This is a genomic window from Buttiauxella brennerae ATCC 51605 (assembly GCF_001654925.1).
Lineage (GTDB): Bacteria > Pseudomonadota > Gammaproteobacteria > Enterobacterales > Enterobacteriaceae > Buttiauxella > Buttiauxella brennerae.
The window spans coordinates 95,721-107,892 of record NZ_LXER01000007.1; the positions used below are offsets into that span (position 1 = coordinate 95,721).

Here is a 12,172-nt window from a genome sequence, read left to right on the forward strand (position 1 = left end):
TCCGCCATCCGCCATCCGCCATCCGCCATCCGCCATCCGCCATCCGCCATCCGCCATTGAGACTAGAACGCGTAATTAGCGCTAACCGAGTAGTTGCGCGGTGCGCCGTACACGATGGAACGGCTGTCGATATTGGTATCGTAGGTTTTATCGAACAGGTTATCGATGTTCGCCTGTACCGAGAACGCTTTCGTGACCTGGTAACGGGCAAACAAATCAACCAGTGCGTAACTGCCTTGCTCCGCACGGAAAGTGCCGCCCGGCACTGGTACATCTGCCCACACATGGTCTTGCCAGTTAACTCCGCCACCTACAACCAGCTCACGCAATGTTGGGATTCGGTAACTGGTGAACAATTTAACTGAAGTGCGCGGTAGGTTAGGGTTAACCGCATTACCTTCGCTGTCTTCAGCAATATAGCGGGTGGCGCCAAATGTCATCTGCCATTCATCAGTCAACGCGCCGTTAATCTCAAATTCCACACCCTTACTTACGGTACCATCAGCTTCACGGTAGGCCGTTTCACCGTTGCTGCCAGGAATGACGTTTCCGGTCGATTGCGCGAGGTTATCTTGCTCGATACGGAAGATGGCAAGTGAAGTTGTCAGTCGGCTATTCATCCAGTCTGATTTCACGCCCGCTTCATAGTTGTTACCGGTGATTGGGGTGAGGTAATTCCCTTGCTCGTCACGCTCGGTCTGCGGCTTAAAGACGGAGGTATAACTTGCATATGTTGACCAGTCATCATTGATATCAAGCACAACACCGGCATAAGGCGACGTGTTATTTTTCTCAAGCTCCTGAGTTAGCGTATGCAGATTGTATTTGGTGTAACGTGCACCCACGATGACATGCAGAGGGTCGGCGAGAGTAATACGGGTTGCCATATAAGCAGACTTCTGGCGAACGGTGTCTTCCTGAGCAAGGCTCAATGGCGTCCAGTTCGTTTCCGGGAAGTTGCCGTCATAGTCATTGTAATTGCCTAGCTGGGTATCGCTGATATTTTCCCACGAGCTGTAATAAGTGTTGTTCTGTTTGGTGTAGCTGGTACCAACCATGAGTTCATGCTGGCGGCCGAAGAGTTCATAAGAGCCGTTGGCAAAGGTATCGAGAGCATCCACTTTGCGTTTACCCGTGTTATAACCCGTGCCACCCACATAGGGGTAGGATGCGCCGTACGGGCTCACCATCATGCCAGTGTTCTTATCCACCAGGCCATCCAGGTACAGCTGCTTACTCTCGAGGTCCATTTCCGTGTGCGTGCCGTTCACGGTGAGCTGCCAGTCATTGCCCAGTTTTTGCTTCAGAGTGACGAAAGTACGCTGCGATTCTTTGTCGTTGTATGCCCAGTCAGGTGCCGTACTGTAGCTGCGGTCCGGATCTGTTTTACTGCCATCGGTGTACCAGCGTGGAATACCGCCCCAGGTCGGGCTATTCACGTTGGTTTCCTGATAGTCATAACCCACTGAGAAGCTGGTAGCTTCGGTCAAATCGGCATCCAGCACGCCATAGAAGAACTTTTTCTTCTGGTTGTACCGATCAAGCCAGCTGTCGTTATCCTGATAACCCGCCACCATGCGGCCACGAATATTACCGTTGTCGGTCAGCGGCGTAGACATATCAGCAACATAGCGCTGTTTATTCCAGCTGCCATATTCAGCTGACACGTTGGTCTCAAACTCACGGCTATCGGCATGTTTGCGCACCATATTCACGGCGGCAGAAAGGTTGCCCGAGCCGGTCATTAAGCCATTAGCACCCCGAACTACTTCAATCTGTTGATACATCGCGGTATCGGTGAGGGCATCACCCAGGTTCCAGCGCGATTCAAACAGCGTTGGGATGCCATCGACCATATAATTGTCTATCAAAAATCCGCGCGAATAGAAGTTACTGCGGTCGGAGTCGGCGACGCTCTCGGATACGCCAATGGTGTTTTTCAGGACGTCGCCCAGCGATTCCAGCTTCTGATCCTTCATGCGCTGTTCACTCATGATGCTGACGGACTGTGGAATATCACGTGGTACCAGCAGCATTTTCGTTCCGCTGGTAGTGGTTTTAACACTGTAATCGCTCTCTTCTGCATCGGGTGTATCAGACACCGAGTTTTCGACAACCAGCGTTTCTTCTGCATTTTGCGTGGCAGAGAAAGCGGTAGAAGGCATGAGTGCGAAGGCAATACAGGATGCCAGTATAGAAATAGCACTGACAGGTGCGCGCTGCCCATCCCTGGTAGAAATGGTTAAAGACATTTTAAACCCTTATAAATTGTTGGAAGTTTTGCCTCAGAGCCAAAGGAGTCCGGTTGCTGAGTACATTGGTGGTTTGCAATTTGACTTATGTGATACGAATGAAAATGCAAACGAGAAATATACTCATTCGTGATATAGCTGTAAACATATGTTACAGCTCATATGAAATATCGTTTTGATCTCGCAGTGAGCCGGGGTTTAAGAAAGTGCAGGGGTTCGATTGGTGCAGGAGTGATAAAGAAATAATGGGTTAAGGTTGAAAGAGCAGGAGTAACTCGCTCATACTCTTACACTATGTCTTTTCATGACTGTATATACAGCGATTAGATACAGCAAAAATAGCCAGCAATTAATGAATAAAGGTAACGTCATGGCCGAAGAAACTATTTTCAGTAAAATTATTCGCCGCGAAATTCCGGCAGATATTGTTTATCAAGATGAGTTAGTTACTGCATTCCGTGACATATCGCCGCAGGCACCTACCCACATCCTTATTATCCCTAATATCCTGATCCCGACGGTCAACCACGTCACTGCCGATCATGAACTGGCGCTGGGGCGCATGATGACTGTCGCAGCAAAAATCGCTGAGCAAGAAGGGATTGCTGAAGATGGCTATCGTCTGATCATGAATTGCAATCGTCATGGCGGGCAAGAGGTTTACCATATCCACATGCACCTGTTGGGTGGCCGTGTGCTTGGGCCGATGTTGGCACATAAAGGATAAGTTGATGAAAACTAACTCGCTGCTATTGCTGCTGACCGTCATTTTGATGGTGGGATGTAGCTCCAAACCTTCGATTCCTGTCAACGACGGGCAAACTCTGGTGATGGAAGCGTCGGTGCTGGCGGCGGGGATCAGTGCTGAAAAACCAGATATTTCAAGTGTTAATGGTGCAACTGTTTCAAACAGCCAACTGTATAATGAACAGTCAAAACCGGTCACCATCAACTATCGTTTCTATTGGTATGACGCAAAAGGTCTTGAGATTCATCCTCTCGAGCAACCTCGCACCATTACGCTGCCTGCAAAATCCAGCGTTACTGTGTCATCAATAGCCAGTTATCCAGACGCACGTAAAGTTCGTCTTTATCTCTCTTTATAAGGGGTGAATTTTGATTAAGGGAATCCATCGATACCTGGTAATTGTTGCTGCGGCGATGATTTTATCCGGGTGTATTAACCGTGGCGAAGCCCCGGCACCAGTGGAAGAAGTGAAACCCGTTCCTGAGCAGCCTGTTCAACCACAGCCGACCGTGCCGACTGTGCCAACCGTGCCGTCTCAACCAGGCCCGATTGAACAGCCACAACCCACTATTCCAGCTACCCCGAAAGTGCGTAGCTATGATTGGGGCAGCACCATGCAGCCGATGGTCGGAAAAATGCTGCAAGCCGAAGGCGTTACACCGGGTGGTGTATTACTGGTGGATAGCGTGAATAACCGCACTAACGGTTCACTGCAAACCGCTGCTGCTACCGAAGCGTTACGTGGCGCACTGGCGAACAACGGCAAATTTACCCTGGTTTCTGCCCAGCAGCTTTCGCTGGCAAAACAGCAACTGGGTCTATCGCCGCAAGACAGCCTCGGTTCGCGCAGTAAAGCGATTGGTATTGCCCGAAACGTCAGCGCGCAATATGTGCTGTACAGCAATGCCAGCGGCAATGTGAACGCCCCAACGCTGAAAATGCAGCTGATGCTGGTACAGACTGGCGAAATTATTTGGTCTGGAAGCGGTGCTGTACAACAAACCCAATAATTCGACACTGCAAAGTGTGATTGAAAAGTATCTTCCGGCGGCTCAGGCCGCCGGTTGCTTTTCTCAACTTGAAGGGCTGAGCGGCGGTAGCTTCCATTTCAATCTGGGCGCACACGAATACGTCGCACGCAATCAGCTTACTGCACCGATGCCTGGCGTATCGCTGGCGCGCCAGTATCGTGCGCTGAAAAGAATCCCTCACGGGATTGGGTCAATACCGGTTTGTCTGGCGCAGGGCTGGCTAATTGTCGAATGGTTGAGTGGAGAAGTAAAATCGGAACTCCCCTCACTGCAAACGCTCACTTCCTTACTGTATGATTTACACCATCAGCCCTGTTTTGGCTGGCGAATCAGTCTGTTGCCTTTGTTAGATTTCTACTGGCAAAACGCGGTACCGGCGCGAAGAAGTTTGCAGTGGCTACGGTTGCTTAAAAAGATGAAGCAGCAGGGCGAGCCAAAACCTTTGCGCCTTGCTCCACTGCATATGGACGTCCATGCCGGTAATCTGGTGCATCAACCAGAAGGCATCAAACTCATCGACTGGGAATATGCCGGTGATGGGGACGTGGCGCTGGAACTTGCGGCAATTGCCGCGGCCAATAATATTGAGAGTCAGCCGTTGATACGCGCCTACGCGCAATTGAGCCACCTTTCGATAGCAACTTTAAGTCAGCAGGTGGAACGCTGGCGGCCGTGGGTGACCCTGTTGATGGCATCCTGGTATGAATGCCGTTGGCGGCAAACGCAAGACAGGACATTTATAACTCTTGCAGATGAGGCCTGGAGCCAGCTGCGGGATAAGAATTGATAAAGAGAGGTAGATGTGGGCCCGGTAATGTTAGATGTGGCAGGCTTTGAGCTGGATGCCGAAGAGCGTGAAATTCTAAAACACCCCCTGGTCGGTGGGCTGATTCTGTTTACCCGCAACTATCACGATCCCGAGCAACTGCGTGAACTGGTGCGTCAAATCCGCGAGGCTTCCCGCAACCGTCTGGTGGTTGCCGTTGATCAGGAAGGCGGACGCGTTCAGCGGTTCCGTGAAGGTTTTACCCTTCTACCGGCGGCCCAATCTTTTGCTGCGTTACATGGGCTTGAGCAGGGCGGAAAACTGGCTCAGGAAGCGGGCTGGTTGATGGCGAGCGAAATGATTGCTATGGATATCGACATCAGTTTTGCTCCGGTTCTGGATATCGGCCATATCAGCGCGGCAATTGGTGAGCGTTCATATCATGAAGACCCACATAAAGCGCTGGCCATGGCGACGTCCTTTATCGACGGGATGCATGCCGCAGGTATGAAAACGACCGGGAAACACTTCCCAGGACACGGTGCGGTAACGGCAGATTCGCACAAAGAAACGCCGCGTGACCCGCGTGATGAAGCGCTTATCCGCGAACACGATATGCAGATCTTCCGCCAGCTTATTACTGATAACAAACTTGATGCGATTATGCCTGCGCACGTTATCTATACCGACGTTGATCCGCTTCCGGCAAGTGGCTCTCCGCACTGGCTGAAAACCGTGTTACGTGGTGAACTGGGCTTTAACGGTGTCATCTTCTCTGACGATTTGTCGATGGAAGGGGCGGCGATTATGGGTAGCTATGCGGAACGTGGCCAGGCATCACTGAATGCAGGTTGCGATATGATCCTGGTCTGCAATAATCGTAATGGTGCGGTGAGCGTGTTAGATAATCTGTCTCCGGTCAAAGCAGAGCGTGTTACGAATTTGTATCATAAAGGTTCATTTACCCGTCAGGAGCTGAGGTCATCAGCGCGCTGGAAGGCAGCAAACCAGCAACTTGAGGCGCTGCATGAGCAGTGGCAAGCCCACAAGGCGGGTCTTTAACTCCTCAGGCCAGAAGGCCTGAATTCGTGTGGTGAGGATGCAATGATTATCTATTTACACGGTTTCGACTCTAACAGTCCTGGTAACCATGAAAAGGTGCTGCAACTCCAGTTTATCGATCCGGACGTGCGGCTTATCAGTTACAGCACGCGGCATCCGAAACACGACATGCAGCATCTGCTCAAAGAAGTCGACAAGATGCTGCAACTTAGTGACGATGAACGCCCACTGATTTGTGGCGTTGGGCTTGGGGGCTTTTGGGCCGAACGTATCGGTTTCTTGTGCGATATTCGTCAGGTGATCTTTAACCCGAATTTGTTCCCGCAAGAGAACATGGAAGGGAAAATCGATCGCCCTGAAGAGTACGGCGACATTTCGACGAAATGCGTGCAAAACTTCCGCGAGAAAAACCGCGATCGTTGTCTGGCGATTTTGTCGCGTAATGATGAAGCGCTCGATAACACCCGTGCCGCAGAATTGTTGCATCCTTACTATGAAATCGTATGGGATCAGGAACAGACGCATAAATTCAAAAATATCTCACCGCATTTGCAACGTATAAAAGCGTTCAAAACCCTGGGCTAGCCGAGGGTAAAATCGAGATATATCCAAAGGGTCAGCCATGTGCTGGCCCTTTTTGTTTATCTTTTCGGCATAAAAATTTGATGCACATCAATTTTGGTATGACCAATACACCATCCATGTTATTCTTTGGTCATATTACTGAGATTGTTTCGGTAACTTGTTGTTAATTAAATGCTATTTTCATAACCTTTAATTAACAATTGGTTAATATTTTAAGGGGGTCACTTTGACTACGCCATTAAGAAAGATTGTCATTGTCGGTGGTGGTGCTGGCGGACTTGAACTGGCCACTCAGTTAGGTAAAAAACTGGGTCGTGGAAAAAAAGCGAAGGTTACGCTTATCGACCGTAACCACAGCCATTTATGGAAACCGCTGCTGCATGAAGTGGCAACCGGTTCACTGGATGAAGGTGTGGATGCGCTGAGCTATCTGGCACATGCCCGTAACCATCACTTCCAGTTCCAGCTTGGTTCAGTGGTTGATATCAACCGCGAAAGCAAAACCCTGACCCTCGCGGAATTGCGTGATGATAAAGGTGAATTGCTGGTTCCTGAACGCAAAATTCCTTACGACACACTGGTGATGGCGCTGGGTAGTACCTCCAACGACTTCAACACGCCGGGCGTAAAAGATAACTGCATCTTCCTGGATAACCCACACCAGGCGCGTCGCTTCCACTCAGAAATGCTGAATCTGTTCCTCAAGTATTCTGCAAACCTGGGTGCCAGTGGCAAAGTTAATATCGCAATTGTTGGCGGTGGTGCGACGGGCGTTGAACTGTCAGCTGAACTGCACAACGCAGTGAAACAGCTGCACAGCTACGGCTACAAAGGTCTGACGAACGACGCGCTGAACGTGACGCTGGTTGAAGCGGGCGAGCGCATTCTGCCTGCATTGCCACCACGTATTTCTGCCGCAGCACACAGCGAGCTGACCAAACTGGGCGTGCGTGTTCTGACGCAAACCATGGTGACTTCTGCGGATGCAGGCGGTCTGAACACCAAAGACGGCGAGTATATTGCTGCCGATCTGATGGTGTGGGCTGCGGGTATCAAAGCGCCAGACTTTATGAAAGATATCGGTGGGCTTGAAACTAACCGTATTAATCAGTTAGTCACTGAACCTACGCTGCAAACCACGCGCGATGCTGATATTTATGCGATTGGTGACTGTGCTTCTTGTGCTCGTCCTGAAGGTGGTTTTGTGCCGCCACGCGCGCAAGCTGCACACCAGATGGCATCCCTGGTGTTGACCAATATTCTGGCGCAGATGAAAGATAAACCGCTGAAAGCCTATACCTATAAAGATCATGGATCTCTGGTATCGCTGTCTAAGTTCTCAACCGTAGGCAGCCTGATGGGTAACCTGATGCGCGGTTCGATGATGGTAGAAGGGCGTATGGCGCGTTTCGTTTATATCTCGCTTTACCGTATGCACCAGGTTGCACTTCACGGTTATTTCAAGACTGGCCTGATGATGCTGGTGGGCAGTATCAACCGCGTGATCCGTCCGCGTCTGAAACTGCACTGATCGTTTTAAGTTTGCTAATCAAACCCGGCCTTGTGCCGGGTTTTTCATTTCTGTCGCTAAACGCCACTTTCCAGCATAAAAATCCATAAATGAGCAAATCATGCTTAGGATTTCTCTCAAACAGCCCGATCAGGCAACTGAATCCGCATTTTTCATCCGTTGTCTGATTGGTCTAAAGGCCATTCTGGCTGCAAAATTGTCAGTAATTGCACAATCAGGAGGATGTCCTGTGAATAAATCAATGTTAGCAGGTGTGGGTATCGGTGTGGCCGCAGCACTGGGTGTGGCGGCTGTTGCCAGCATGAATGTATTTGACCGTGGTCCTCAGTACGCTCAGGTCGTATCAGCGACGCCTATCAAGGAAACGGTAAAAACGCCACGTCAGGAATGCCGCAACGTCGCGGTAACGCATCGTCGTCCGGTTCAGGATGAAAACCGTATTCTCGGTTCTGCGCTGGGCGCGGTTGCCGGTGGCGTGATTGGCCATCAGTTCGGTGGCGGGCGCGGTAAAGATGTCGCAACGGTGGCCGGTGCATTAGGTGGCGGTTACGCTGGTAACCAGGTGCAGGGTGCAATGCAGGACCGTGATACCTACACGACGACACAGCAGAAATGTAAAACCATTTACGACAAATCAGAAAAAATGCTGGGTTATGACGTGACTTACCGCATCGGCGATCAGCAGGGTAAAATCCGCATGGATAAAGACCCAGGTACTCAGATCCCGCTTGATGATAGAGGCCAGTTAGTTTTGAATAAAATTTAACGGTGATAAATTAAGGCCCATCTTGTGAGATGGGCCTTTGCTTAATGACGGCCGCGTAATTGCTGCTGCAACACCAGTAGCGCGGTCACTTCGGCGATACGCCGCTGAGTGTAAGCAGGGATCGTTTCTGGAGCCTGCAAAAACAGGCGCTTCTCCCCAAACACCACATCATGCAAACAATGGTCGTACAACGGCCCGGCGATAGTTTTACGCTCCGTCGCTTGTTCAGAAATCTGCTCAACAACTTCATTCGTCCCTTCGCGGTCAATATTAATGACTGTTCCATCACGAAGGTAAACTCGCATCCCTTTTTGCCCGCCGGCAGGCCCTGCATATTTGTTGAGATGCATTGTAAACGGGATGTCGCTGAGTGTGCCGGTTAGCAGTGCTTCACCTTCCGCTGTCGTAAAGTCACCTGTTGTAATCGCATTCCCCAACCGGTCACGGGCATAGCTTAATTCCACGTTTAACTGGTCATTACCGCCGAGCTGGTGGACAGTTTCGCGCATCATTGCCAGCACATGAGTACCGATATCGGCAATCACGCCGTCAGGATGGCGCAACTGGCGGGTGTCTGCTTCGCCCGTCGCAAAGTTCAGGGCGATAGGTTCACCTGTGGCATTAAAGCCACTGGGCTCAAGCAGAAACGCCTCGATATGGCTTATATCATTGATGCTATCAATGTCATTGCTGGCGTGTGTACGAATCATCCAGTGATCTAATGCCAGCACACGATTGGCTTTCTGCGGATCGCTGAGCAGTGCCTGCAATTTTTCAAGCTGTGACAGGGTGGCGGCTATGGGTTTTTCAACGACAATGGCGGGCACTTTGCTTTGCAGCACCTTTTCAAGCACCGGCAAGTGGTGAAGCGATGACGTGGTTATCAGAACCACATCGAGCTGCTTCGACAGCAGAGTTCCGAGAGAGTCACAGCGTTGAATACCTTCAATCTGACGCTCCGGGTTGGCGTCATAACCGTATAATTCGAGAGAAGGGACGGACATGCGGCTTAATGCCGGAAGATAAGCGGTTTCAATGACTGAACCCAGACCAATAATGCCTGCCAACATATTAAGATCCTACGATATATAAGCTGTATCTATTATTAGAGTCCCTATGTTTTAAATGACAATTACGCGGTGGTCGAGCGGGAATGTGTGAATGGGCGTAAAAAGCAGGCTGGTTTTTAGCCAGCCTGCTGAAGTGACTTTAGAACAGCAATGAATAATTCACGCCGTAAGTGCGGCCACGGCCTTTGTATTCATACAGAGAAGGGCTGCCGTAAGTTGGGCTGTAAAGCAGCGGTGCTCGCTGGCCCCACACGGTGGTGTAGTCTTTATCCAACAAGTTTTCGATGCTGAAGCTCAGCTTGCCCACTGGCAGGCCGTAGCTGCCGATAAAGTCGACGGTGTTGTAACCGTTGATCTTATTGTCGCTGGCATCCGTCAAATCAAAGGTCTGCTGGCTTTGCACACGCAGGCTCCACGGATCAGGCGCCCAGCCAACGTAAGCGGTGGCTTTCGATGGGCTGGCATAAATAACGTCCCATTTCTGCCATTTTCCGTCGACTTTGGTTTCGGATTTCAACACGTTAAAGTTAACACCCGTGCTCCAGCTTGAGTCTGGAATGAAGTAGTCCACGGCTCCTTCAACGCCGTAGATGCGGCGCTTGTCATCCTGAACATTGATCGTCATATCGGCACGGTTAATGGAGATAGACTTATCAGATAATGAGTAATACGCCGCAATCTGGCTGCGCAGGCTATTACCGGTGTAGCGCCAGCCTAACTCATAAGAATCGACTTTGATCCCCTGAAGTTTTGACTGCCCGACGTTCACGCTATTCACCAGTTGGTAATGGCCGTCCAGCAGGCGGTAAGTACCATTGCCGTAGTATTTACCCGGATCCGGCAGTTCCACACCTTGTGAGAAGTTAAACCATGCTTGCTGTCGCTCAGTGATGTGCATCAGCAGGCCTGCGTTAAATAACACATTATCGTAATCGGTGCTGCCGCCAGGGATAGAGTCCGCGGAGTTTGCGATGCCGTTCGCAATCCCTTGTTGTTGCGTAAAACCAACAAAGTCATCGACTTTGTTCTCGGTCCACTGGTAGCGCACGCCACCGCTCAGGGTAAACAGTTCGTTGATGTCATAACTGCTTTGCAGGAACGGTGCGAGGTTAGTGATGGTGTAACCTGGATAGCGGCCAGTGGTATAAATGCTCTGGTTGTTCAGGCCACCGGAAGCATTGGCTTTTGCGAGATCAAAGAACATTTGGTTCGATGTGAAGCTCTCGTGATCGGCATCCACCCCGTAAGTGATCTGCCAGCCGTCGAGTGGCTGGCTGGTCAGTGCCAGTTTCGCGCCGTACTGGTCGGTATCTTGCTGGGAGGCCGAGAAACTAGTCACGGTATTACGCATCAGGGTCGGGAACGGATAGAAAGTCAGTGATTCATCACGATAGTAAACCTGCCCGACCAGCTCCTGGCCCAGGAAATCATTGTTGGAGTATTGCAGGCTGATCAGATGGCGTTCGGTACCGGGAATACGGTCAGAATTGAGATGGTCGCTGACAAAGGCTTTGCCAGTGCCGGTCACCGCGGAGAAATTCTCACCCAGATTCAGCCCGTAATCTTCGTCACCCTGGCTCTTGTAATACTGCGTCACCAGCTGCAATTGCTGGGTTTCATCAATATTAATTGTTCCGGTACCCATCACATCCAGGCGGTCGGAATACTGCAGGCCTGTTTGCGTGTTATCAAGCAGCGTCTGGTCGCCGTTCCCGTCAAACCAACCACCAAATTTTTGATAAGCCACGGATAAACGGCCAGAGGCATGGTCGTTTCCACCAGAAATGGCGCTGGCAACGCGCTCGTCGTGATCTTTGCTGCTGTTGAAGCCGGACTTGATCCCGGTTTCAAATTCAACCTGAGTTTCAGACTGACCTTTTTTGGTGACAATGTTAATCAGGCCACCGGTACTGCCGCCGCCGTACAGCGACGTTGCGCCAGAGATCACTTCAATGTGCTCGATATTGAACGGATCAATAGAGTCTAACTGGCGGCTATCGGTACGGGACGAGTTCAGACGCACGCCATCCACTAACACCACGATAGAACGGCCGCGCATGTTCATGCCGTAGTTGGTACGGCTTTGGCTGCTGACATCCAGACCGGGAATTAACTGTGCAAGTGCGTCTTTCAGCTCCTTGCCTCCCTGAATCTGCTGTTCAAGCTCGGTGCCTTCAATAACCCAGGTGGTCTGCGCCATTTCTGCCACCGTGCGGTGCATTCGGTTGGCAGAAACCAGAATATCTTCTTCGGATGTTTGCTGTGAGAAAGCCGGAGCCATCACCGCCAGAAGCAATGGGTTAAGCACCCAGCGCGCGTTTTTATGCATCATCATCATTCCTTGGATGGGAAAATATTAAC

11 protein-coding genes are annotated in these 12,172 nt (G+C 50.7%); 8 read left to right on the plus strand and 3 right to left on the minus strand.

Translation table 11 applies throughout. The annotated features are described in order from the left end of the window. Positions 1-62: 62 nt before the first annotated feature. Positions 63-2,252, minus strand: coding sequence for a ferric-rhodotorulic acid/ferric-coprogen receptor FhuE (fhuE, locus tag M975_RS04955; RefSeq protein ID WP_064557761.1), 2,190 nt, complete (start codon positions 2,250-2,252; stop codon positions 63-65). Positions 2,253-2,622: 370 nt separating this feature from the next. On the opposite strand from fhuE, the gene hinT reads away from it, so the two are divergent. From hinT to M975_RS04995, 8 genes are all read left to right on the plus strand, one after another. Next, positions 2,623-2,979, plus strand: a complete 357-nt coding sequence (gene hinT / locus M975_RS04960) for a purine nucleoside phosphoramidase (protein WP_064557809.1) — start codon at positions 2,623-2,625, stop codon at positions 2,977-2,979. A 4-nt stretch (positions 2,980-2,983) separates the two neighbouring features. Then, positions 2,984-3,358: a YcfL family putative periplasmic lipoprotein gene (locus M975_RS04965; RefSeq protein WP_064557762.1), complete on the plus strand. Its 375-nt coding sequence runs from the start codon at positions 2,984-2,986 to the stop codon at positions 3,356-3,358. 55 nt (positions 3,359-3,413) lie between these two features. Continuing rightward, the gene (gene lpoB / locus M975_RS04970; RefSeq protein WP_425338993.1) at positions 3,414-4,010 is read left to right on the plus strand and encodes a penicillin-binding protein activator LpoB; all 597 of its coding nucleotides are present in this window, start codon (positions 3,414-3,416) and stop codon (positions 4,008-4,010) included. Continuing rightward, positions 3,988-4,818 (plus strand): thiamine kinase, encoded by an 831-nt coding sequence (thiK, locus tag M975_RS04975; protein WP_074388323.1) that lies wholly within the window; start codon positions 3,988-3,990, stop codon positions 4,816-4,818. The genes lpoB and thiK overlap by 23 nt, the downstream gene beginning before the upstream one ends. A gap of 15 nt (positions 4,819-4,833) precedes the next feature. Then, positions 4,834-5,859 carry a beta-N-acetylhexosaminidase gene (gene nagZ, locus M975_RS04980; RefSeq protein ID WP_064557764.1) on the plus strand — a complete coding sequence of 342 codons (1,026 nt, stop codon included), beginning with the start codon at positions 4,834-4,836 and terminating at the stop codon, positions 5,857-5,859. Between the two features lie 42 nt (positions 5,860-5,901). Further along, the gene (ycfP, locus tag M975_RS04985) at positions 5,902-6,444 is read left to right on the plus strand and encodes an alpha/beta hydrolase YcfP (RefSeq protein WP_064557765.1); all 543 of its coding nucleotides are present in this window, start codon (positions 5,902-5,904) and stop codon (positions 6,442-6,444) included. Between the two features lie 226 nt (positions 6,445-6,670). Beyond that, positions 6,671-7,975, plus strand: a complete 1,305-nt coding sequence (locus M975_RS04990; protein ID WP_064557766.1) for an NAD(P)/FAD-dependent oxidoreductase — start codon at positions 6,671-6,673, stop codon at positions 7,973-7,975. A gap of 229 nt (positions 7,976-8,204) precedes the next feature. Beyond that, entirely contained in the window at positions 8,205-8,741 is a 537-nt protein-coding gene (locus M975_RS04995; protein WP_064557767.1) for a glycine zipper 2TM domain-containing protein, read from the plus strand. 41 nt (positions 8,742-8,782) lie between these two features. Here the strand turns inward: M975_RS04995 and M975_RS05000 are convergent, their stop codons facing one another. Further along, positions 8,783-9,811: a Gfo/Idh/MocA family oxidoreductase gene (locus M975_RS05000; RefSeq protein ID WP_064557768.1), complete on the minus strand. Its 1,029-nt coding sequence runs from the start codon at positions 9,809-9,811 to the stop codon at positions 8,783-8,785. A gap of 139 nt (positions 9,812-9,950) precedes the next feature. Next, a complete protein-coding gene (gene iutA, locus M975_RS05005) occupies positions 9,951-12,140 on the minus strand; it encodes a ferric aerobactin receptor IutA (RefSeq protein ID WP_064557810.1) in 2,190 nt (729 codons plus the stop codon). Positions 12,141-12,172 lie beyond the last annotated feature (32 nt).